Source organism: Pelatocladus sp. BLCC-F211, from assembly GCF_041928655.1.
Classification (GTDB): Bacteria; Cyanobacteriota; Cyanobacteriia; order Cyanobacteriales; family Nostocaceae; genus Pelatocladus.
Map to the genome: position 1 here is coordinate 1 of NZ_JBHFLM010000089.1, position 23,028 is coordinate 23,028.

Consider the following 23,028-nt stretch of genomic DNA (forward strand, 5'->3'; position numbering starts at 1 on the left):
TGACCTTCGATTCAATGAACTTAAAAATGGGGCAGGCAAAACAAGTCAAAAGTCAAAAGTCAAAATTCAAAAGTATTGATTTTGACTTTTGACTTGATACTTTTGACTTCCCCGAAGGGGTTGCCTGCCCCATTTTTAAGAGGAGAAAACTGTGACATGGCAGGTCTCTACACTTTATAAATAAAACATTAAATTTTGCGTATTTACTCTACGTGCTTTTAAAGACATAACTACTAGCCTAGATGTAGCTATATCCTTGTTTAACAAGGTATGTATGAGTAAGTATTCCGATAATTGCTGCTATCAAAGTTTACAAAAACGTAATAAATTGGCGCACGCTAACAGAAATCTTGTGCATCGAGTTGTACATCGTGTAGCAGCAACTTGTCGGGAACCTTACGAGGATTTGTATCAAATTGGCTACATCGGTTTAATCAAGGCTTGCGAAAGGTATGACCCATCTACAGGAAACGCTTTTAGTTCTTTTGCGGTTCCCTACATTCAGGGGGAGATTCAACACTACCTGCGTGATCAATGGCAATCTGTTAAAATCCCTCGGACTGTCTTAGAAAGTAAAGCCAAAATCAAAAGACTAAAGCAAAGTCTTCACAGGCTAGGCAGGGAAGAAATTCAAGAAATCGACATAGCAGCAGGAATTGGTATCAATAAAAATCAATGGCAATTCATTGAGGCTATTGATGCCAACGTCGTTACTAGTTTAGATGAATTGCTACACGAAGTAGCGACAGAAATAGATGAAGCAAGTATAGAAGATAGCCTGCTGCATAAGCTGATTTCAGAATTACCTTTTAACCAAAAAAACGCCATATTAGAAAGATTTTTTCTAGGCAAAAGTATAGACAAGATTGCCAGAAATCAGGGTGCATCAGTTGAAGAGATTAAATCAAGAATAAATCTTGGTATCAGTAAACTACGTAAACACTTACACTCAGAGTTATTATAAATATGAATATCGTCAAATTAGATGATTTAGCTATACAAATTAATGCGGCTGTAGAGCATTCTAAAGCTCTTTATGATAAAGGCGTTGCTTGTATTAAAGAAGCGTTGACTAGTGATAAAGAGGCGGGAGAATTGTTAATGCAGGTAAAAAATTCTTTGCCGCATGGTCATTTTATTCCCTGGATTGAGTGTAATTGTAGGTTTAGCGATCGCCATGCTAGAAACTTAATGAATATCGCCAAAAACTGGCAAAAAATACTTCAAGGTTGGGAGAAAATGCAGTCCGAATCGGAAACGCGTTTCCGATTTGAATCACCTTTACCATCACTGCGAACAGCCTTGGCTATAGCCGCCGCCGCACCCAAAGAGAAATGGGAAGAGCCACCAGATGCCACACAGCGCTACAAAATCGCTTCTGTTGGACACGATTGCTACGGGGAGGTAGTGGAGGTAGTTGAGGAATTGCATCAAGGTGATGTAATTGTGTGCAAAACCTCTAAGGGGGATTTCCCGTTTCTCAAAAGAGAATTGGTGAATGAAAATCAGCCCCTAGAAACAGTAGTGGCTGAAATTGTTGAAGAAACAGCGTCAGATATAGAAGATAAATCTGAGAATTTTAGAGAAGCGATCGCATTGGTAATTGAATACCTGCCAGAGTTGGTATTGAAAGCTGTGCTGGCACAAGCATTATTCATAGGCAGAGATTATCTGCCTGATAACATCAAAAATCAAGCAGGTAAATTGATGACTGGGGGGCAAGAAATGGGGATTCTGAACTTGACATAAACGGGGATAGGGGATCAGTGATCAGGGATTCTCCTGCACAGATGCACTCGCGTTCGGGAAACAATTCGCCCCTTATCCCCCATCCCTTATCCCATATCCCTTAAAACCATGAACGGCAATTCCCCAGGGCAAAATTCTCTAGTGCAGTCTGTGATGCAGTCTGTAGCTGCGATCGCATCCACGATTGCGGTTGGCGCACTTACTTGGGTGTGGCAAAGTACAGCTCTAAATACCGAACGTTTGGCTCGAATTGAAGAGCAGTTGAAGTTAGTTACTACTGACAGATATACAGCCACTGATGCTATAAAAGATTCACGAATTAGCGATGCTAGGTTTGTTGGCTTGGAACGCAGGATTGAAATTTTGGAGAAGCAGGCGAAATGAGTTTTATCTTTATTATTTTGGTTGTTGGATTTTTGGGTTTTCTGGTTGGGCTTGCCCAGCGCTAAAACGCCTCAACTTTCAACAAGTGCTGTTTTTTTCACAATCCATCCCGCTTCTCTTCCCACTTTTCCGACGCGGATGAATACAAAACTACCGCGAGAAAAATTATCGCCCTTCGGCGCAATGCCTGTAATTGAGCGCACTACAGAGGTAGGCAGTATCCATCCATTGTTAGCAACTTTCTCTAACTCCTCAAATTGAGCAAGGGATGAACGCAGTGGGAGTTGATGCAGCAATATTTTTTCGATCAACGCCAACAGCATCTCAATTGTTGGCGTTTCTGTCGGTTCCTCCCATTTGTCCATCTTGTCAACTGACAAGATTTCAGGCGACTTGACAAAATTGTCAATCGTCCCTCCTGAATTTATATGCTTGTCCAGTTCGTCAAGCAATAGCAAGTCTTCTTGGGTTATCTTGCCTCGTCTTGCGGGTTTAATCTTTAAATCCTTAAGTCTATCGTATACAGCTTGTCGAGATTTTAATCCATAGCGATGCAAGAGCGTATTAATGTCAATTAGATTGTCCATGTTGTCAACTTAAGTCCTGGACAAATTATCCTATCATGCGAAAATAAATAAATATTCGGATACTAAGTTAAAACCATGAGACTGCGGCGTAAGAGAAGTAGTCAAAATGACAGTATTTGGCGTTCACGTCCCTGTCCTTAATACCCTTGACGAAATGAATTCATGTTGATTAAATTGAACCTATTAATTCAAAATTTAATATCTAAAGTTTAAAAGTTAATTTTGCTTGAGTCCCGCACTTTGTCAGTAGGTGCGGTTTTTTCTGGGAAATATAAACACTGATTTTTGTTCTTCATAATTAAAATCTTGGCGGGGTCGAACTCCGCCTTTTTTAGGTTTATTGAATGTGAAGCGGGAATGATGAAGCGGCGTAAATATATGTATCAGTCATGCCGAAGCTCCCCTTTAAAACCCTGCCCAAAGAATTTGAAAAAACCATTGTAGGTAATGCCGATATTGGTGAACTTGAAATACCAAAGTATGGTGACTTAAGTCCGAACGAGCGCATTTTTATTAAAGAAAATACAGTTAGTATTCCTGATGTTCGCAGCAGCGCTGTGAGGCTAGCAAAGACAATTGCCAGTAAATCAGGTAAAAAGGTAATTGAAATTTACAATGCCATAGTCACCAATGATGTCGAATTTTTGGCAGATAGTTTAGAGGAACTATTGGAGTTTCAAAAACTTTCAGAAGAAAGTTCTCGCCAGCGTAATTTAGTGATGGCTACAGCTATTATTAAATTTCGCTTGCAACCTGAGTGGGATTTTGAAGATACTAGCGACGCCAATCAAATTCACCCACTGCTGGTAGATGCGATCGCCCAATTTGCCCGCAACGAAGAATCGGGATGGGTGGAGTCTGAGTCTGTTGAAGTAACTGAGGAAGACTTGGGAAACTCGACGACGGACGAGAGCCAGATTGGGCAGAAATCTACTGGCGAGTCCGAAGATACTGGCCGCAAGAAGAAAGGTTCGGCGAAAGAAGATTCGGAAACCAGCCAACCTGGTTAATCCTCCAGGCGCTGCACTACGGCGCAAAACTGCATAGAGAAGAATTGCACTTACAAGAGCTAGGTATAGCCACACTAACTAGCTGCTTTGTTAACGCCAATCGTGATCCGAAATCTGAACCCGCCAAACCCAGCGACTTCTTCTACTTCACCCCTCAAGATGAAGATGATGTTCGTATTTCACCGATGGCTGCAAATGCGTTTTTTGCGCTGGCTGATGCGGGTAAATTGCCTGCTTGGGCTGTGGCGATCGCGCCTATTGAGAAGCTGAAAAATGCTTGTGACGGCACACCAATCTCAAGTCCCCGTGCTTGGGTGGGGGATGGAGTGGTGTTAATTTTACCGTCGGTTGATGGGGATGTGGTGAAATTTGCGTTGGGGCTTGTGGATAGTGGTGACGGTGATGTTGTGGATGTAGATAGTGGCGAGAAGTTTGCTGTCACAGTTGACAGAAGTGGGTGTTTTTGGATGATTGATGGAGAGTTTGTGTGTCAGGCTGCAACAGGAGATGCATGAAAATTTTTAAATTCTAGTATTCGAGATTGATTGTTGTACAAACGACCATCAGGGAGTACGTAAAGCTCCATCGCGTTTATATATACATTGGATTTTGAAAAGAGGTCGTGAAGGCTTGCCTCTAGTTTACAAGCGAAAACAAAGTTATCAAATTCTAAATACGTGTTCGAGGTAGCTGTCACGCTTAAGTGGCACGAAAACTCGCCATACCAAAACATCACCGATGCTGAGTAAATTTTTAAACTCTGGGGGTACATAGGGAAATCCAAACTAGGTATATTGCGCTTCCATTGTGACATTCTCACCGCTAGCCGCAAGCAGTGTAGCAACCAGCACTCCATCTACAATCGCAATACCCCAGCCCGGAAACTTAGCCAACAATTTCTTAATCACAATCTGCAAGGCAGGGTCATCATCCCAACACTCTTTTAGGTATTCAAATCCTGGGTTTTGTCCTGAACTCTGTGCAAGTTTCAATTTCTCCATTCGCACAGGCCTAGCCTTTGACCTGGCTGCTATAGCTTCATCTGACCATTTTTCAAAATTTGGCTCAGGCGGTGGCGCGGAAGATATGTCCTCATGAGGGGATTTTGCCTCTTCACTAGTAACTTGATTTTTATCAGGTGACGAAGCGGATTGACTCTGTGTACCATCCACGAGCGTAAGCGATGTGCAGTCCGTCACCACGGGTGACTCTTCTTCCTGTTCTGACGCGCTTTGAATATCTGGAGGCGACGCACCCCCCAAGGGTGCGATCGCCGTCTGGCTAACTTGCAAATTTTCGTTTTGTGCGTCAGAACCAACTACCGTACCAACAACCTTAGTTGGTTGTTGGTAGGTAGTTAATGGGTTGTTAACGCCGTAGTTAGGATTTTGAAACTCTTGCTGCATAACGCTTTGAGCTTCTGAAAATGTCAAATTTTGACACTTAGACGTCATTTGATGATTGTCAGGCATCAGATGTTGATTCTGGGATATCACCGCTTGACTCTCAGGTGTCAAAGGCTGATTGTCAAAATTTTCCCAGTAGTTTCTGTTGAAGTAACCGTGTAAATTTTTGACACGAAAACCAGTTATACCGGATCTCCCAGATTGGGTTTTGCTTCTGACTTCCTCAAACTCAAATAGACCAGCAGCGTTAATGGCGGCGCTGGCTTTTATAAATGAGTTGCGACTGAGGTTGGTTTCTAACTTATGCGCCGCCCCTCCGTACTGTTCTGCGGCGATGCAATCAAGCCAAAGCTGCTGAACACATGGGGGTTGTTGTCTAACCCAGTTCACATCATCAATTGAAACTTTGCAGTGTGGTCGAGTAATGGCTTTCTCAGATGAGCGTCTCTTGCGTTTGTTACCACCGTCAATTATTTGTAATGATGCGCTCATGACTCACCTCCTTGACCCCAAAACTGTTTCAGCACCTCGTGTTTCAAAGCCTCAAATCTCTCTAACTCTTCAGGAGGCACAACTCCTACTACTGCTTCAAACTCAGCCCTTTGCTGAAGTTTTATCTGCTGACTGGTGAGGGCAGGTAATGTTTTCACCTCTATTTCATTACCAGGACGAAACCCGCGACGACGATATAGAAACCTAAAGTGACGTTTGTCCTGTGGTGGTAACTTTTCCCATACATCCGCATCCCATCCAGGCGGTATGAAGTCAGCCCAAACTGGGAGTAAGTTTTGTACTTGGGATTGGAGAGATGCAATGGACTGACTTTGTACTGCTAATTTTTGCTCCAACTCGGTAACTTGTGATTGAAGCGCACTTCCTAAAACCGATTTCGCTTTATCAAAAGCCTTAACTAGCTGTCGTTTACATCGTCTGACTTGTTCGGTGTTTCGACTGTAGGTCATCAATAAAGTTGCCTGGGGTTCTGTTAGAAACGCGACCCTTTGGGATTGCTTTCCCCCACTGGTTTCGACAGTCTCCGTTTCAAACGCGACCTGTCCCCAGTCCTCTTCTATCTCCTCAATGTATTTGTCTAGGGTTGCTAAAAAGTTCTTATGTTGGATACCTAACTCTTCAGCTATTAGTCGAGAATCAACAACTAATAGTCCTTCGCGGTCAATAACATTAAGTTTGCTCATGGTTTGGTGTAGAGCTTTTTGACGAACGAAATTAGCCCCAACTGCAATGGGATGATATTTTTTGAGCGGTCATGGTTTGTGACAAAATTTTCAGGAACGGTGATTTATGCGCCCTGTTTGGGTGTCATAAGTAGAGAGCTAAAATTCCGATCCAGATGAAACTTATATTTTTAGGCAGTGTTTTTGCTATTTGCATCTTAACTGGCTGCTCCTCAGAGGGTGCGCGATCGCTATCACCTAGTAAGCCTAAGCTCATTAGCTCAGATTTGACTTATGAGGATTTACAAATACTGGAAGAACAAAAAGGAAAGGAGATTGAGCAAATAACCCAAGAGTACAAAGACTGTATAGTTAAATATCGGCAAAAAAGTAAGTGCGAATATATAACAGTTAAAGCCCAATCTGCATGGGACGAGAGGATGATTTTAAATAAAAGAATGGCTGATATGCTTGGTTTTGATGTTAAATCAAAACTTTGTGAACTTAAGCCGGGATCTTCTGAATGCGATGAGGCCCAGAAGCTAAAACAAAAGCTTGCTGACCTTAACAACTACAAGTAGATCCGTTTTAGCAAAGCGATTGCTCTCTTGCCTGGGGTAATCGCTTTCCCTGGTTAGAAGTAGTGCAATCACTTCTAAGAGCGCAAAAAGTTCCTTAGCCACCTAATCGCTTCACTTGTGGTCTGTTCGCTTGCTATTTGCAGGCATTGCTGCACAATTTCCCTGATGTTAGGAAAATAACTGCTTTCTCCAAGCACATAACTGTCCCCGTGCAGTCTATAAACCAGCAACCGCTTATTCTTCAGGAGCCAAACCTCTGGCACTTTGTAAGGGAGATAATCATTTATATCGGTGTAGCTAGTAACATCTATTTCAATTGCCAAATCTGGCGGCGGGTCGTTTTGCCAGTCGATACGGTTTAACCCTTGGATTTGTTGCCAGTTCTCAATGTAAAAGCAATAGTCTGGCTCAATACCGCTAACTTCGCTCAGGCTCATTGTGATGGGCGTAAATGAGTCGTAGGTAAGATTTTTATGGTCAAGCAGAGTTATTACCACCAAGGAGAGTAAGCTTGCATCTTTTCCATGTTCTGGTAGCGGGGCCATCAACAAAATTTCTCCTGGTCGGTATTTAATACGAGGTATTGAGCGATCGCCCAATTGCAATAAGTACTTTTGGTATTCTTGCCAATTTCCCAAAAGTTTCAACACAGCCCCAGGTGGCAATTCAATTTTTTCTTGTGTAATTACTGTATTCATATTTCGCTATCCCAAGAGCGATCGCTTTTTTGCTGATGATTGAGCCTGGTGCAAATGCACTCATGCCGCTTCAGCCTCTATCCTGTTTCGCTTTTTTGTTTTGCGCTGTGGAATGTCTTCGGGGTTTCTCATTTCAAAAAGCTCACCCACTTCTCGACCGAAGTAATTACATAAAACTTCAACTGTGCCGACATCAACACGGCTGAACTTGTTTGTGAATAATCGATTGATAGTTGTGATATCCAACCCAGTATCTTTTGCCAGTTGTCTTTGTGACAACTGTGGATCTTTTTCTGCCATAAGCACGGCTAGCCTGCAAAACATCTTTTTGTTCATGCCTCCATAGTAACTGTAGGCTAGACTAGCATAAAGTTATGCACTTCCGCATATGTTTTAAAAAAATACGCATAAATTATTTGCTTTATATCTTGACTTGTGTATGGACTACCGCATACAGTTATATGTACAAGGGCAAATAAAAATTGCCAAAAACAAAAAGCGATCGCCTCTCATCTCACCGACAAGCGATCGCCTTTTGCAAAACCCCCATAAAGGAGATTCATCATGCATCCATTGTATACAGAACAGCAGCTTCAAGCCAAATCTCTTGTTGAGTTAAAAGCCATTTACAGCCAGATTGGCGCAAGTGTTGAGGTTGCTGATAAGCGTTGCAAGAGTGCTTGGGTTGAGGCGATTGTCACTCACCAATCTTCCCAGATTCAAAAAGTTGATTCCCCCAAAACTGAAAACGATGTAAATTTCATTGACATTGATGGCTTCTATAACTTTGAAGCACAAGTTAATGGTGAAGTTATTGCCGAACTTTGCCACGATAGTTTCAATGATGTTCAGCCTTGGTACGTGTCTGTTTCTGGAGTTGAAGTTTACCGCAGTTCATTGTGGTGTGAGTCTACAAACTGGGTAAAAGAGCAGTACATATTAGGTAAGTTATCCCAGCACCAACAGCAACAAGTTCAAGTTTTAACCACCCGTGAAGAGAGAGCAACAACGATTGAAGTACTTGAACAACACGGTGATGAGTTTGTGGTTCATAACTGCCTTAACGATCACTATTATGTCGTGCGTCCCAATCACCCAGAAGCCAACGAACGCTGCGAGTGCGCTGACTGTTACTACAGAGGGGTGAAGTGTAAACACCAAATAGCTGTAGAAAATTTCTTGGGACAAGGGTTAGAGGAAGTAGTTATAAGCCGTCAAGACTTGTTATATAAGCCGTTTGACGAACTTAGCTCATCAGAATGGGAGCAATTGAAGAAGTATACAGCCCCGACTGAAAGCATGGCGGTGAGTGCAGCTTAACTTATGCACTTGGGTGGGTACTACCTACCCTAAAAGCTTTTCTTTCATTAAGGTGAAATTATGTTGAAGATTGGAAATTTCGTAATTAATGTAAGTGCGATTGCTTACGTCGATTTAGAGGCGAAGAGAAGTTACGTCACTAAACAAGAATGTGCTTCAGGAGTAAGGATTTACCTAAAAGCGGCTGACGAACAAGGAAATTTGGCAAATCTGTTTTTTACAGGTGAGAAAGCAGAGTACTTGCGGAAATATTTCCAGAGCGTGGCTTTTGACTGTGGGGGTGTTAAATGACAGACCAACAGATTACGGGTGGTTTGGCTATTCGCAATATTGATGACCTAAGTCGTCTTTCTAATATGCTTGCCAAGTCTGGGTTTTTCGCTGATGCCAAAGAAGCTGCTCAGTGTGGGGTAAAAGTTTTGGCAGGGATGGAGTTAGGATTTGGTGCTTTAGCCTCAATGGTTGGAGTCCATATCATTAACGGTAAGCCTTCCATTGGAGCCAATTTAATGGCGGCGGCGGTGAAACGTAGTGGCAAGTACAACTACCGGATTACTCGCCACGACAATGACGGCTGCATCATTGTGTTTTATGAAAATGGTGAAGTGATTGGGGAAAGCAGTTTTACAAAAGTTGATGCTCAAGTAGCTGGTGCATTGGATGGTAAAAACGCTCACACCTGGAAAAAATTCCCCCGAAACATGATGTTTAACCGCGCCATGTCCAACGGTGTGCGGTGGTTCTATCCAGATATCTTTGCTGGTAGTGTGGCATACACCCCAGAAGAATTAGATTGTGAGGTTGATGAAGAAGGAAACACGGTTGACATTCCGGTAGTATCTGACCAACAACCGCCACTGACTGTAGTTCAAACAGTGCATCCTCAAGATTTACGAGTTAAACAAATTCGTATGCTTTTGGATTACCCACTTGATTTGGTTATGGAGTGGCTAAAGCTCCAGAACGCAGAACGTCCAAGTCAGCTTGAGGCAAACAAAGTTGATGAATTAATCAAAATCATGTGTTTGGCTTGGGTATCAGACAAAATCGACCATCCCAACCATGCCAAAAATTCTTACCATACGCATGTAACTAGTGTGGTTATTCAAGGCTACGAGGAGTTGGAGGCAATCAAGCGGTGGATGCAGCATGTTCAATCACCTCGCCCTACTGAGGTTGATGTGTTGGAGGTGAATAATGGCGCAAGGTAGAAAGCGTAAGCAAACTGTTGTCATCCCCAGCACTTGGGAGACACCAAAATATTGCTTTGGGCAACGAGTTAAGCAAGGAATCATCATTGGCATGGAGTATTTTGTCGATGTTGAGCATGGGTGGAAGTACGTGTGTTCAGATCCAAATTCTGAAGATTATGAGGTATGCGATGAACCAGACATTGAAACATATGAGCCACAAGAGTTACACGCTTTAATCAAAGACGAAATCGTGTTTCACAAGTCCAAAATTGTGGCACTTACTGAACAACTTGAAAGCTCCGGGGAGAAACGAGGAAGATGAGCATCAACAATCAGAAGTTTTTAGCTATTCCTAGTGATTGGACTGTGCCTAAATATTCGCTCGGACAGTGGACAAAGCAAGGCTTGATTGTTGGAGTTGAGTTTTACCCGTCAGATACTCTACTAGCTTGTCAATACGGGCAAAAATGGCGTTATTCGGTGTTGCGGCACAAATTAACGGAAGACACCGATTACCACCAAGAAGATGGGCTTGAGCCACTATCAGTCCAAGAGATGAGAAGCAAGATTCTCTCTGAAATCAAGCTTTATCAGAGTAGAATCACAAACCTTACTGAACGATTAGAACAAATTCAAGAGTAAACAAATAAAATAAATCGCGACGAGTACGGACTGTAGTCCGTACTTTTTTATGGGGAGATATCGCGTTTTTCGGGAATTATGAGCCTGCCGACAATCCCGCGCGCATTGTCCCCTTGAATACGGCACAACAATCATGACTTCTGCTGGCTCAGTATCAATTGAATTAAGACTGGAGCGTTCCCAGTTCGACAAGGACTTGGCATTGCTACAGCAAGAGAAAGTGGGGGCGTTGGCGGTTCATGTCAAGCTGGATGTCAAGGATTTTGAGAGACAGATTAAGGGGTTGACTGGGTTTATCCCTACTGTTTCGATTCCTGTAGAGCTTGACGTTAACCGATTCAAAGAAAAGCTAAAAAATGCAAAACTAAATTGCATTCCTGTTGATATTTGCCCAAACATTGACGGCTTACAACGTAAACTCAAGGCGGCAACAAAACAACTTGATTGCATCCCAGTTGATATCTGTATTGATGAAAAAGCGATCGCATCAAAACTAGACAGGGTAGCAAAAACTCAAAAAATTAATTTAGAAGCTGACACTGGAAAATTGCAGCGAGAGCTAAATTCTGGTTTTCAGTCAAAGGTTTCTTTTTTTGGCGGCGGTGGCGATACAGACAAACTTGCTTCCGAAATTGGCAAATCCTTTGAACAAGCAGTAAGCAAACTGAAGTCAAAAAGCCTGTTTTCTCAGGTATTGGGTTTAGTTGTTAGTCCGCTAGTTGGACTTGCTAGCATTATTGGGCCAATTATTGGCGGGACTGCTTTAGGGATTGGACTGCCGCTAGGGCAAAAAATTGGGCAAGGATTGGCTAGGGGACTCGAACAACAAAGTAGCACCTTTTTGGGAAGCTTTGAGTTTTTAGGGGAAAAAATATCCACTTTAGGCGCTGCCATTGGTTCTGGGCTGGCAGAATCGGTTTTAGGGTCTTTTGTCAGCACGTTTACCGATAAAGCTAAGTCTGCGATTACAGAGATTTTGGGTAGTGAGGATGTCGCAGCGCTTGCTGCTGGATCACGTCTGGCGTCATCCAAGCAATCCAACAAGACTGCAAGTTCGGCACAGAAGCAATTAGTAAGTGAAGTTAAAAGCCTTGATACTCAAAAAATTGTTACTGATGTCGAAATATCTGAGGTCAAAAAACAGCAGCAAGAAATTGAGCGATCACGCACTCAAGCACGAGCGGTTCTCGAAAAACTCACCAATCTTCCAGTTGAAACAAGAAAAAATAATGCTTCTGAAATTAGAGAAGTACTTAAGGCAACGCAAAACGATTTAGCAGCGGCAGACAAAGCCGAAATCGCCTTACTTGAAAGACGTACTGAACTTCAAGCCAAAAAAGCCAAGATTGAAGTTGAAATTACCAAAAAGGTTAGCTCTCTTGTAACTCTAGGCAATGTACAAGCTGTTGCTTTGGCTGATGCGGAGGCGGCAGTTTCTCAGTCAAGTTCTCAAATAGAAAGACTAAAAGCTAGATCACGAGATCTGCGCGGTAATAAATCAGATCCGTTGATGCAGTCTCAAAGACAGGAGGTTGCTGAACAACTTAAACAGGCTAGAGCAGATTATAGGACTAAAAGCGAACAAGTATCTGCTAGACGAGCAGAACTATTGTCATACGGCAAGCCTACTCCTTCAAGCGATGAACAATTTCGTTCCATAGCCTCTGGATATGTTTTCGATCTGAGGAAATCGTTTGTTGAGGCTATGAAAAGAGTTAATAAATCTTTAGAAGCCACTCAACAAATAAATATTCCTGGGTTTGACGCAAGCGATCGCGTTACCAAGGAGATTGCCGCACTTCAGTCGTTAGAAGAGCGCAATAAAAGACTTCGTTCGCAGTTAAAAAACTTCGATGTCCTGCCAGTTTCCGAGATTTCTAAAATTCAGGCTGAGTTGGAAACTGGATTAGCCGAAATTCGAGAAATATTTATTAGGCTTGATCAGGTAAAAAAAGAGGCTATTGCTTTTGGCAAAGCTCAAACAAAGCCTAATTTACCTCCAATTTATGTTAAGACAGTCCAAAAAGCCGCTCAGTTGGCAGGACTAGAAAGTATACCAGAAGCGGCAATTCCTAAGCTAGTCCCCGACGCTCAGGTACCAGGCAGAGGGGAATATAACGCTACTGAAAATACTTACCGAATTCGCCCAGATTTATTTAATCAAATCAATACGAGTGATATTGATCAAATAACTGATGAAGCATTAGGCAATATTGTTCACGAGATTTTTCATGCTTTTCAGCACGGATTTGGCAAAGCGATCGCTGATGAAACTGGCAAGCCGCAAGTCAATATCGCTCATACACCAGAAGAGCTTAAAAAGGTTGCTGACAAAGTAGAGGCTAGCGTCAGCGTCCAGCCGGAGAGTAGACAATCCCTAAGTAGAGAATTAGAAACAGGTGCTAATGTATTCCAGATGCGGAATACTCCCATAATTAGAGAGCAACTGAGGCGGGAGAAATTACAAAACCTTGCTCTTAATTTAGGTGGCTTGGGTGGAGCAAAGATTGCTGGGCTGGAGATTAATAAAGTTTTAAGTCAAATTCAAGAATTTTTTAAAGAAGCTCAGTCACTAGGAATTGATGCCAGCGAAAGCAAAAAAAGACTGATTGCCGAGCTTATAAAAGTTCAGCAATCCGCAGACAAGATAGGAAGGTCTAATATTAATTTAGATTCTTTGTCAACTGAACAAATAGAGTCCGTTGTCAAAGAATACCAAGGTCTTTTACAGCAGTTAGATAAAGTTTCCAAGGAGACTCAAAAATTACGGACTGAACTAACTGTTCCTGTGGAGAGCGATCGCAATAATTTACGCGATGAAATGCTCATTCAATCACAACTGCCACAACTAAAAAGAGCGGCAAAAGAATTAGGCGTTAAAGGAATTTCTAAAAAAGACAAAGCGGGAATAGTTGACGCCATTCTTGGCAGTGGCGCAGACGAAGAAACTATTAGGTCTAAGTTGCCTAAGCCCAGAAAAAATACATCTGAGTTGGTTAAGGAAGCTCAACAAATTTTAAGCTTAACCACACAAGAAATATCTCAAGGGACGCTAGAGATTGCCAATCAATTCAAGGTAGGCATCAAAACCTTAAAAACTGAATCAAATTCTAGTTTTAAAAAAGCTGAATTAGAAAGAATACTTTCAGAGATAGACGATGCAATCAGTGTTTTTATTGCCGCAAAAGTCAAATCCTCCGACCAGGAAATCAAAAATATCCTGGAAGGCAGGATTAAATCTCTACAAAAACAGAGAGCAGCAGCCAGCATAGAAATCCGGCCCTTGCAGGCGGCAGAGTTACAGCAAAAAGCAGCTCAAGCTAGCCAGAGAACTGGAAGAAACATTGGGCAGATTGCAGAAAACGAAATAGATTCACTCAGGAGAAATTTAAGCGAAATTAGCAGATCTACGCTTCCACTTCCACCGCCGCCGTGGGAGATGGTGAAGTCACTGGTTCCTGTTTCGCCCAAACTCCCAACTCCACCGCCGCCGTGGGAGATGATGAAGTCACTGGTTCCTGTTGGGAGCAAACCTACACTTCCACCTCTGTCCACACAAACCAAACAAACCGCCGCATCAAACGAATACATTCAGTCGCGATTACGACAAATAGAAGAATTAATTGACAAGGGCGCTATAGCTGCGGCTAAACGAAAATTTGATTCTTTGAATCAAGAAATGAGCTTCTACCTGACTCAGCAACCAATATCTGGTAGTGGCATGAGTGCCGAAACTTTTCGGCAAATGAGAGCAATTGAGTCTGATATACAGCAACGCTCCAATGACAAAGTTGTTGCAAATCTAGATAACAGTAAGTTGTCGATTTTTAATATTAGAAAAAGGTTAGATAGGTTTGTACGCAATCAAATTAAGTCTCAAAATGCATTACTTGCTAACTCTGCTTCTGATGCTGTAGAAAAGCTAGAACTTGCTCTTCTTGCCCCCAATAGCAATTTTTCAGCAGAACAAACAGTCGCGGTCGCCTCCAATATTGGTCAAGCGCGCAACGCGATCGCGCAATCGAAAAAAATTCAGTCTCAGGCTTCTTTGTCAAATAAAGATATTGAGCTTCTTGAAGCTTACAACAAACAGCTACAAGAATTTTTTGAAAAATCTGGGCAAGCCGCACCAAACGCCGGAAATTTAAAAAACAAGATTGCAGAAATATTGGGTCCTGGAAATCAACTTGTAGGGGTGTTAGCCAACTTAGTTAAAGGGTTTATTGCTTTCCAAGCCGGATTTATCCTGCAAGGTGTTTTATCTAAAATATCAGTTGATGCCTTCAAAGCCTACGTTGAACTTGATCGCCTCAAGACTGGACTTAATTTTGCTTCTGGTGGTTCGGCTGGCGGCGCTCGGAATCTGGCATTTGTTCGTAAACAAGTTGAGGATTTGGGTATACCCTTAAAATCCTCAACCGAGGGGTTTGTGGGGTTGGCGGGGGCGGCTCGCAGAACTGCTTTAGAAGGACAAGGAACTCGTGATCTGTTTTTAGGTATGGCACAGGCGAGTACGGTACTTAGCTTGTCTAATGAGCAGACGCAAAGGGCATTTAAGGCTCTGACTGATAGTTTGAGCAAGGGCAAAATATCAGCCGAGGAAATGAGAGGGCAGCTGGCTGAGTCTGGTTTAACAGGCGCGATGGGTATTGCAGCGCGTGCAATGGGAGTAACCGAAGAAGAATTTAGCAGGTTGCTTGATACAGGTCAGATTCTCTCCCAGGATTTCTTGCCCAAATTCGCCAAGCAATTGCAAGCGGAATTTGGCGATGCTGCCAAAGACGCTTCCAACAATGCTCAATCAGCAATATTTAAGCTGGAAAATGCTTTCCTCAGTCTTCAGCAGGGCATAGGGGAAGGTGTCGCACCAGCGGCGATCGCAGGTTTTAATACCCTCTCACTCATACTTAAGGGGCTGGCTTCTATCTCTAAGGAAATCGGATTTATCTTTATTTCCTTAGCCCTAACACTTTCAGGGACAATGCTTAATGCATTAAAGACAGTTGTTGCTGAGTTAATTGCTACAAGGTTGGCAACAGGGATGTTTAAAGGTGGACTCGCAAATCTATTTCAAGCTGTTAATAAGTCACCTTTTGCTATGTGGTCGGTGGGTATTTTTGCAGCACTAGAAGCTGTTAAATTGCTAAGTGATGCAGTTAACACCGATTTAGTTAACTCTTTCAACGAAGCTGCTGAGGCTGCTAAACGTGGAGCAGAAGAATCAAGAAAGGCGTTTGAAAAGGCTATCCCTGAAGAGACATGGATAGATAAAATCTTTGGGTTTATAGGTTTAGGGTCTAACAAGTCTGCGAAGGAACCCGCAAAAACAGAGCCAGTTGCTTCTAGTGGAGTTGGTAGATTTTTAGATCAAACACTTGTCTCCTATGCCAATTTTTATGCCAACGCCAGCACATTCGGGCTGATTAAAAAACCCTTTAAGACCTATGGAGAGCTTGAGCAACAACGCATCAACGAAGGTGTTACGGATATTACAACAAACAATAATGATTTCCTCGGTAGCGCCAAATTGCGATTAGCTCAACTAAAGTCTCGCACTGGCGCAACTGGGCAGTTGCCTGCAATAGATGCTACTTTGCGAGATGCTGAACAACAGCGACAAATTCTACAGGCTAATATTAAGCGCAATTTCATTGATAAAGGATTGGCAACACCAGCAGTAGAAAAAAGTAGGCTGGAGGCACTGAATTTACGGATAGCCGACTTTAATAATCAACGCGCTGAAATTGCCAAACCTTTTAATCTTGACATTTCCCGTACTGACCAACGAATAAACGAGATCAAGGCTCAACTTGAAGCGCTCAAATCACCTCAAGCGATCGCTGCTGCTGGCGGAGATGAAGCGGCTACTAAATTAACTGAGGAACTAAAAGCTTCCCTAGAAAATTTAAAAGAGTTCAAAAACCAAGCAGAGACTACACTCGCTTCGTTGCGTGTTGACCCTGTGCTAGCATTTACCTCGGCGATACGCAAGTTAAATTTAGCTTTTGCTGAGGGACAAGAAAAAAATCAACAAAAATTAGCCGATCGCAAACTAGCCAACGCAAAAGCAAGGGTTGCTGGTTTCCAATCTAACCCAATGGCAGCAAGGCAATCTGCTCTCAATGATGCTCTAGCTGAACAAGAAGCCGCAGCCACAAACGTAAGGCAACAACAAACCTTGGTCAAAGGTGCTGAAGTTGAACTACTACGACCAGAGTTTCAACCTACTTTACAAAAACTTGGTATAACGAGCGATTCATCTGTTGCCAAAATTCAAGATGTACTAAACAACGCAACCGATGAAGCTGATAAAGGCATCCTTGAAAAAGCCAAGGCTGCTGCTGAACAAAAACTCAAACTCAAAGAATTACAGCAATCAGCAGTTGAAGCTCAAGACAAAGTAGGGCAACAAGTACAGGATAACTCGCTCTACGTACTACAGCAAGGTGCTGCCAAACAGCAAGCCGCCCTTCAACGCGCTGAAGCCAAAAAACTCAATGCAGTGAAGATGGCGCAACAGATGCGTCTAATTTCAGAAACTGATGCGGCTGAAAAAATAGCACGAATTCAACTTGGTAGTACTACACAGCAACAACGTAATACTGCCAATCAGCTAGCTTTTCTTCGTACTTACCACCAACAGGGCAAGATTGGAGCAGAGCAGTTTGTTGCTAAACAACAAGAACTTACAACCCAACAAACTGATTTAGAAAAGCAGGCGGCAGAACAAAGGCTAGCTGTATCTGAGGCTGTTAACCGCCGCAAACTCGAACAAATTGAACTGGCAAACAAAAAAGCTGAGGCTGCGATCGCACTTTCACAAACCAATGCCACAACTGCGGTGAAGCAGAGACTGCTTCGGGGTGGCATGACACCAGAGCTTCAAGAACGAGCAGGTATAGAGCAAAATGCTGTTGACCAGGAGGCTACAGCTAAACGTGTTGACGACATTAAGAGGCGAATCGCTCAAACCAAGGAGCTAGAAGCAACCAAGGTCATCACTGCCAAGGAATCAACCGAAAAGCTACTTTCCCTCAACCAGGAATTAGCGGTAGCCAATCAGCAACGTATTGACCAACAAATTGAACGTGAAAAGTTGTTGCAAGATGCAGCTGTGGCTGGGATTGAGCGGCAAATTAAATTAGAAGAAAATCGCTTTAAGCTTGCCACGTCCAATATTGACCAACAAAAATCGGCCCTTGACCTCTACAACGAAAGTCTTGACCGGACTGCCAAACTGGAGGAATCACGATACAATCTGAGCAAGGTGTTATCAGATGCATCTATTTCCGGCTTAGAAATCCGTAAAGGTAACGCCGATAGAGCTTTAGACCTTAGTCGCCGACTCAAGGATGAAAACACTGCTTTTGGTGTGAGGGGGGCGATCGCATCCCAGCTTAATAGTCTGGGCTTTGGTACAAATGAACTACAGATATTAGAAAAGCGATCGCAAATTGAAGATGAGATTGCGGCTAAGAAACTGGAAGCACTCAAGCTCGAACAAGCATATCAACGCCAGTCCTTGCAACTTGACCTGAAGCGACAAAAGATATCTGCTCAAATGGCTGTTTTTGAAGCCGAGTCGGCAAAACTAGCAGCTGCTAAAGCCAAGTTGGAAGCAGAATCGGCGTTGCGGATAGCGGTTATTAAAAAAGATAAAATTGGTATCGAAGCAGCCAAGGCTGAAATTGAGCTTGCGGGAAGAGGCGTCGAACTTGCTGATAAAAAATTCACCGCTGCTGAAGACAATCTCAAAATTCAAGATGAACTGGCCCGTAACGCCACACTGGCGCAGGAAGCAACTCAAAAAGCAGCACTGAACCAGGAATTGGCTGCTGATAGCGCTAGAAGACAGGCGGCAGCGTTGGAGAGGGTGGAGGCGTCTGCTTCTAAGATTCAAAAACAAGAGTCGGGCGATACCAAGATTAGTTCACCGACAGTAAACAACGACGTACCTGGTTGGGAAAATCCTTACATCCAAAAACCTGGAGAAGGCTTGTTTGACTACGAAAGTCGGATCAACTGGATGAAGATGACCGGACAGATTGTAGAGACTAACAAAAGAACTAGTGTCATTGATACCAGTGGCTACAATTACGACCTGGAGTTGAACAAAAAACAAGGTAATTTGCCTTATTGGTATTTTGACCCTTCTGACCCCAGATATCCGGGTAGTATGCCCCCAATTGACAGAACTGCTGATATGATGAAGGCGGCAGAAATCAAAACTCCTGAAACTAGCGCTGGATACAACCAATTTGCGGATGCTTTAAAGGTGGCAAACCAGGGGATTGAGCAGCGGCTCGACACCTTGAATGAGCGAATTATGCAGCTGGCTAATAGTCCAAGAAGTCTGACTGTACAATCTCCAAATGCAGTTGATGATGCGGCGGATATTATGAGCAAAATTTCTCGTCAACAGCTTGCGAAGGCGGGTTTGTGAAGCGATCAGATCGCCACTTCAGAGCGATGTCAGAGAATCGTGATAAGTACGGATGCTAACCCGCACTTTTAACAGAATCTTCATCGGTACTTCGGTGGCTTTGCTGCAACAGTATTTTCTGCTGACACGCTAAAAAGAGGGGATTGATATGCCTACAATTTAAAGCCCATATGACTTTTCAAACACCAGATACATTTATTTATCGTGACAAGGAATACGCATTAGTTGATTTAACTGGGGAAGAGTTAATAACGCCTCAAGAGACAGGTTTTGGAGTAGATCAGATTTTCTTGGAATTTATATTAAGTAGGCGATCGCTTCTTTACTTAGGAAGCGATCGCACTTTTTAAAACACTTTAATCGTCTGCTGGTAAAGGTGGAGAATCTGGATTTTGGCGGTCGATGAGGTCTAAGTTACCCCAAGGATACAAATCTCGCAATTCTTCTCTGTTGTGCCGCAAAACTTCTTCAAGTTCCTCATAAGTCCATTTGCTGTAATGAACAATTTTTTCAAGAAGAAACTCTATTGAGCGTCCAGCAAAAGCATCCTCAAGTATTCGCTCTAGTCCTGTTTCAGCAAAAGCCGCTAGAAGAATAATGGCTTTAACGTTACGCTGAGTAATCGCCTCATAGGTAACAATTTTTACGAAATCTCGCAGGCTGATAGTTTTGCTCAGGGAGGCTCCTCTAATGATTTGTCCTTGAGATTGTCTGATCACACTAAGTTCAGATTGTGCGCCTGTAAAACCTATTTCCTCTAATCCTTTGAGCCATTTTGACTCTCTTTTTGTGCGGTTGTAAAACCAGCGTTTTGTATATCCTAAAGCAAGGCTTGTACCTTCGACTCCAAAACGCTTTTCACCATCAGGCAACATATAAGCATCTAGGGATGATTCGCCAAGGTTGATCTCACAAGAAACTGCTTTAGTAACATCAGTTTCAGAAATTTCACTCATAGTAAAACAGTCTTATCGTCAAACTATAAACCAGTAAATATATTGAGACGCGATCGCTTTTCTAATGGAACTGAAGGCAGGGTGAGGGGGTTAATGGTAAAAGAGCTAATCATCAATCTCAAAAAGCTCTCTAATGTCAACATCGAGTTCTTGACACACCTTTAAAACCCGAATCACAGCACCCAGATTCCTGCCGTTTTCCCAGTTTTGGATCGTAGTCTTAGTTAGCCCTGAGAGTTTAGCTAGATCGTCTTGGCTTAACCCTTTAAGCTTTCGGTATTCTGCAAGCCTTGAAACCACTTTTACATCCTCTTTTTGTTGTTTAGGCATCATTAATTTAACTAAAAATAATTAGTTAAGTCAAGTTGACAAGGCTAAGTAGATTTGGTTAAATAGAGATTGTTAAGGCGATAGCTCCTGTCCTGAGAAAACAAAGCCATCGCCCAACAGTCCCAAAACTCTTAGCTAAAGGAACTTAGTTAATTATGTCTCAAACAACGATTGATATTCAAGCGATCGCTCAAAGCGAACTTGATAATTACATCGAACAGCAAGCATTTGAACTTGCTCCAGAGTTTGAAGTTGACGGTGTGAAAGATGAAGATTTTGGTACTCTCTACAGACTTTGGAAAGGCACTCAACTGCTTGGAACTTTTTACCAGGATTTGAATAGCAAATGGGTTGCTCAACCATTTAATAGTGATTTTCGCCCTCGTCTTAATACTTCAGAACAAGCGCAGCTAGTAATTATTGCTGCTTTCACGGCGTAATCCCATCACCTACAAGCAGTTTCAAGGCTGCTCTTTCTTGTTCTCAAATTTTGAAAAGGGCGAAAACCATGAATATTGTCACACATGATTGGAACGGAAGTGCGATCACACAGTTGAGCGAAGCAACCAAAATTGCTGCATATGATGTGCCTGCTGGCTATGTAAATGCTACTCAGATGTGCAAGGCTTGCAAGAAGTTGTGGGCGGATTATGCTCGACTTGAGTCTACAAAACAATACTGGGAGGGGCTTTCATTGTCTATGGGAATTCCCATAGACCTCTTGGTTATGTCGATTTTAAGATGCAAAAATGACCAAAGAGGCACTTGGGTACATCCAGAAATCGCTATCGACCTTGCTCAGTGGGTGAGTGTTGAATTTCGTATTTGGGCAAATCGAACATTAAGAGGGGTGATTGAGAAGCAAATTGCACCTGACACTCTAACTCTTACTCCAGAAGTCCCCATTCCCCAGCCTCTACTCCCCACACCCCAAGAAATATCAGATATATACGATTTGACTTTGGGCAAAGCGGGGTTAGACCCAAAACTGGTGGCGGGGGTGAAATTAAATGCTATAGCCAAACGTTATCCTGTTTTGCAACCAGAGGCGGAGCTGGCTAAAACACTGCTGCAAGTAAAAGTGGAGTCAGAGTTGCTTTCGCCTTCACAATTAGGAGAAATGCTGACTGAATCTACTGGAGAAAAGTGGAGCGCTCAAAGAGTTAATAAGCTTTTGGTTGATCAAGATTTCCAATTTAGGAATCCAGATGGCGATAATCCGGCTTATTTACCAACTACAAAGGGCAAAGAGTACGGTCAGATTGTGCTTAACACTGCGAAGGGACGCGATAAAACTATCCAGTCATTGCGGTGGTTTCCTGGTGTTTTGAATGCGGTCACTCTTTAAGAGCAGGTGGGGATAAAAATGTCGGTTTCTCGCAATAAATCAATAAAATTTCCCGCTAGTTGGGGGCAGCCAAAGTACCGCCTTGGACAGTTTGTGGAGCAAGGACAAATTATCGGTGTTGAATACTGTCCGCCTCGTACTAAGCTTTCGCTCGAATGGGGAGAGGGATGGACTTACTGGGTGCTAACTGAACCTGGTTCCGATGATTTGTTGAAGTATGAGGAGGGCGAATTGCAGCCATTAAATCCAGAAGATATCAAGAAACTAATTCAAGAACACGAGGCGGAAATCACGACACTTAAAGAGCAGTTGAGGTGAAATTATGTTGAAGATTGGAAATTTGGTGATTAATTTAAGTGCGATCGCTTATGTCGATTTAGAGGCGAAGAGAAGTTATATCACTAAACAAGAAAGTGCTTCAGGGGTAAGGATTTACCTAAAAGCGACTGACGAACAAGGAAATTTGACAAGTCTTTTCTTTGTAGGTGAGAAAGCGGAGTACTTGCGGAAATATTTCCAGAGCGTGGCTTTTGACTGTGAGTGTATTTCACAGAGCAACTAAGTAGGTCACAAAAAATCATTGGCAATGGCGGACTGATGTCCGTCTTTTTTATGTCAGCAAATCCTGATAAAGCACGGATGCCAACCCGCACTTTTTCAACAACAGGGAAACTATGAACTAAAGCGATCGCGTTGCCATTCATGAAATCCCTTACCCTCACCATCGACACTCTCTCAGTATCCCTAACTCGCTTCACTAACTACGAACGTGTCCTAGCTGACACGGGACAGACTGAATATAGTATCGTTGGTACGCCGTTAGACAGTGGCCCTGTGTATGAACCAAAACATATTTGGACAGTAAGTGCAATGGTGACTTATGATCAGTGGCATACTCTTAACGGTATTTTTGCGCTTTGTGATAGTCTAAGGCGCAACCAGGGCAACTACCGCATTACGGTAGATGACAGCATCCAAGATTTTATTGAGACTGGGACGAGAACGCGATCGCTCACGTCTGGTGGCAGTGAAACAATTTTTACAGGTGGGGTATCATATCCTGCTAGATTTTACGCTCGGATGTTCGAGCCAAAGTCGCAGTGGCAGCGTAATAGGTATTACCCGTATATTGCTGGTTTTGTGCTGAGGGAGTTGGATAAAGTGTCGGCAGTTTGACCGGTGTGACCAATGACTAATGACTAATGA

Annotated in this window: 25 protein-coding genes; 18 read left to right on the forward strand and 7 right to left on the reverse strand. The window is 42.9% G+C overall.

Annotation, left to right across the window (positions count from 1 at the left end; all coding sequences use genetic code 11):
* Positions 1–274: 274 nt before the first annotated feature.
* The 3 genes from ACE1AT_RS11015 (at position 275) to ACE1AT_RS11025 (ending at position 2,133) form a co-directional block, all read left to right on the forward strand.
* Positions 275–964 carry a sigma-70 family RNA polymerase sigma factor gene (locus tag ACE1AT_RS11015; RefSeq protein ID WP_374868163.1) on the forward strand — a complete coding sequence of 230 codons (690 nt, stop codon included), beginning with the start codon at positions 275–277 and terminating at the stop codon, positions 962–964.
* A 2-nt stretch (positions 965–966) separates the two neighbouring features.
* Positions 967–1,749 (forward strand): DUF3102 domain-containing protein, encoded by a 783-nt coding sequence (locus ACE1AT_RS11020; protein WP_374868165.1) that lies wholly within the window; start codon positions 967–969, stop codon positions 1,747–1,749.
* 108 nt (positions 1,750–1,857) lie between these two features.
* A complete protein-coding gene (locus ACE1AT_RS11025) occupies positions 1,858–2,133 on the forward strand; it encodes a hypothetical protein (RefSeq protein ID WP_374868167.1) in 276 nt (91 codons plus the stop codon).
* 71 nt (positions 2,134–2,204) lie between these two features.
* On the opposite strand, the gene ACE1AT_RS11030 is transcribed toward ACE1AT_RS11025, so the two are convergent.
* Positions 2,205–2,720, reverse strand: a complete 516-nt coding sequence (locus ACE1AT_RS11030; protein WP_374868169.1) for a hypothetical protein — start codon at positions 2,718–2,720, stop codon at positions 2,205–2,207.
* A gap of 389 nt (positions 2,721–3,109) precedes the next feature.
* Between ACE1AT_RS11030 and ACE1AT_RS11035 the strand changes: the two genes are divergently transcribed.
* Positions 3,110–3,730, forward strand: coding sequence for a hypothetical protein (locus ACE1AT_RS11035; protein WP_374868171.1), 621 nt, complete (start codon positions 3,110–3,112; stop codon positions 3,728–3,730).
* A gap of 44 nt (positions 3,731–3,774) precedes the next feature.
* Positions 3,775–4,245: a hypothetical protein gene (locus tag ACE1AT_RS11040; protein WP_374868173.1), complete on the forward strand. Its 471-nt coding sequence runs from the start codon at positions 3,775–3,777 to the stop codon at positions 4,243–4,245.
* 270 nt (positions 4,246–4,515) lie between these two features.
* Here the strand turns inward: ACE1AT_RS11040 and ACE1AT_RS11045 are convergent, their stop codons facing one another.
* A complete protein-coding gene (locus tag ACE1AT_RS11045) occupies positions 4,516–5,628 on the reverse strand; it encodes a hypothetical protein (protein WP_374868175.1) in 1,113 nt (370 codons plus the stop codon).
* Positions 5,625–6,332, reverse strand: a complete 708-nt coding sequence (locus ACE1AT_RS11050; RefSeq protein WP_374868177.1) for a Rha family transcriptional regulator — start codon at positions 6,330–6,332, stop codon at positions 5,625–5,627. The genes ACE1AT_RS11045 and ACE1AT_RS11050 overlap by 4 nt, the downstream gene beginning before the upstream one ends.
* Before the next feature lie 155 nt (positions 6,333–6,487).
* Here ACE1AT_RS11050 and ACE1AT_RS11055 point away from each other — a divergent pair, with 155 nt between their 5' ends.
* The gene (locus tag ACE1AT_RS11055) at positions 6,488–6,892 is read left to right on the forward strand and encodes a hypothetical protein (protein ID WP_374868179.1); all 405 of its coding nucleotides are present in this window, start codon (positions 6,488–6,490) and stop codon (positions 6,890–6,892) included.
* 74 nt (positions 6,893–6,966) lie between these two features.
* Here ACE1AT_RS11055 and ACE1AT_RS11060 read toward each other — a convergent pair whose 3' ends face one another.
* Positions 6,967–7,590: a Uma2 family endonuclease gene (locus ACE1AT_RS11060; RefSeq protein WP_374868181.1), complete on the reverse strand. Its 624-nt coding sequence runs from the start codon at positions 7,588–7,590 to the stop codon at positions 6,967–6,969.
* Between the two features lie 60 nt (positions 7,591–7,650).
* Positions 7,651–7,926 (reverse strand): helix-turn-helix domain-containing protein, encoded by a 276-nt coding sequence (locus tag ACE1AT_RS11065; RefSeq protein WP_374868183.1) that lies wholly within the window; start codon positions 7,924–7,926, stop codon positions 7,651–7,653.
* A gap of 228 nt (positions 7,927–8,154) precedes the next feature.
* On the opposite strand from ACE1AT_RS11065, the gene ACE1AT_RS11070 reads away from it, so the two are divergent.
* The 7 genes from ACE1AT_RS11070 (at position 8,155) to ACE1AT_RS11100 (ending at position 19,538) form a co-directional block, all read left to right on the forward strand.
* Entirely contained in the window at positions 8,155–8,910 is a 756-nt protein-coding gene (locus ACE1AT_RS11070; RefSeq protein ID WP_374868185.1) for a hypothetical protein, read from the forward strand.
* 60 nt (positions 8,911–8,970) lie between these two features.
* Positions 8,971–9,201 carry a hypothetical protein gene (locus tag ACE1AT_RS11075; protein ID WP_374868187.1) on the forward strand — a complete coding sequence of 77 codons (231 nt, stop codon included), beginning with the start codon at positions 8,971–8,973 and terminating at the stop codon, positions 9,199–9,201.
* Positions 9,198–10,121 carry a hypothetical protein gene (locus tag ACE1AT_RS11080; RefSeq protein WP_374868189.1) on the forward strand — a complete coding sequence of 308 codons (924 nt, stop codon included), beginning with the start codon at positions 9,198–9,200 and terminating at the stop codon, positions 10,119–10,121. Before ACE1AT_RS11075 ends, ACE1AT_RS11080 begins: the two co-directional genes overlap by 4 nt.
* Positions 10,108–10,425: a hypothetical protein gene (locus ACE1AT_RS11085; protein ID WP_374868191.1), complete on the forward strand. Its 318-nt coding sequence runs from the start codon at positions 10,108–10,110 to the stop codon at positions 10,423–10,425. Before ACE1AT_RS11080 ends, ACE1AT_RS11085 begins: the two co-directional genes overlap by 14 nt.
* The gene (locus ACE1AT_RS11090) at positions 10,422–10,745 is read left to right on the forward strand and encodes a hypothetical protein (RefSeq protein ID WP_374868193.1); all 324 of its coding nucleotides are present in this window, start codon (positions 10,422–10,424) and stop codon (positions 10,743–10,745) included. The genes ACE1AT_RS11085 and ACE1AT_RS11090 overlap by 4 nt, the downstream gene beginning before the upstream one ends.
* A gap of 133 nt (positions 10,746–10,878) precedes the next feature.
* The gene (locus ACE1AT_RS11095) at positions 10,879–19,188 is read left to right on the forward strand and encodes a tape measure protein (RefSeq protein WP_374868195.1); all 8,310 of its coding nucleotides are present in this window, start codon (positions 10,879–10,881) and stop codon (positions 19,186–19,188) included.
* A 170-nt stretch (positions 19,189–19,358) separates the two neighbouring features.
* A complete protein-coding gene (locus ACE1AT_RS11100; RefSeq protein ID WP_374868197.1) occupies positions 19,359–19,538 on the forward strand; it encodes a hypothetical protein in 180 nt (59 codons plus the stop codon).
* Between the two features lie 6 nt (positions 19,539–19,544).
* Here ACE1AT_RS11100 and ACE1AT_RS11105 read toward each other — a convergent pair whose 3' ends face one another.
* Both ACE1AT_RS11105 and ACE1AT_RS11110 read right to left on the reverse strand, forming a co-directional pair.
* Positions 19,545–20,144, reverse strand: a complete 600-nt coding sequence (locus ACE1AT_RS11105) for a hypothetical protein (protein ID WP_374868199.1) — start codon at positions 20,142–20,144, stop codon at positions 19,545–19,547.
* Positions 20,145–20,249: 105 nt separating this feature from the next.
* Positions 20,250–20,477, reverse strand: a complete 228-nt coding sequence (locus tag ACE1AT_RS11110; protein WP_374868201.1) for a helix-turn-helix transcriptional regulator — start codon at positions 20,475–20,477, stop codon at positions 20,250–20,252.
* A 152-nt stretch (positions 20,478–20,629) separates the two neighbouring features.
* Between ACE1AT_RS11110 and ACE1AT_RS11115 the strand changes: the two genes are divergently transcribed.
* The 5 genes from ACE1AT_RS11115 (at position 20,630) to ACE1AT_RS11135 (ending at position 22,998) form a co-directional block, all read left to right on the forward strand.
* On the forward strand, positions 20,630–20,914 hold the full coding sequence (locus tag ACE1AT_RS11115) for a hypothetical protein (RefSeq protein ID WP_374868203.1): 285 nt from the start codon (positions 20,630–20,632) through the stop codon (positions 20,912–20,914).
* 68 nt (positions 20,915–20,982) lie between these two features.
* On the forward strand, positions 20,983–21,822 hold the full coding sequence (locus ACE1AT_RS11120; RefSeq protein WP_374868205.1) for a KilA-N domain-containing protein: 840 nt from the start codon (positions 20,983–20,985) through the stop codon (positions 21,820–21,822).
* An 18-nt stretch (positions 21,823–21,840) separates the two neighbouring features.
* Positions 21,841–22,140 carry a hypothetical protein gene (locus ACE1AT_RS11125; RefSeq protein ID WP_374868207.1) on the forward strand — a complete coding sequence of 100 codons (300 nt, stop codon included), beginning with the start codon at positions 21,841–21,843 and terminating at the stop codon, positions 22,138–22,140.
* A 4-nt stretch (positions 22,141–22,144) separates the two neighbouring features.
* Positions 22,145–22,384: a hypothetical protein gene (locus ACE1AT_RS11130; protein ID WP_374868209.1), complete on the forward strand. Its 240-nt coding sequence runs from the start codon at positions 22,145–22,147 to the stop codon at positions 22,382–22,384.
* Positions 22,385–22,524: 140 nt separating this feature from the next.
* Positions 22,525–22,998 (forward strand): hypothetical protein, encoded by a 474-nt coding sequence (locus ACE1AT_RS11135; RefSeq protein ID WP_374868211.1) that lies wholly within the window; start codon positions 22,525–22,527, stop codon positions 22,996–22,998.
* Positions 22,999–23,028 lie beyond the last annotated feature (30 nt).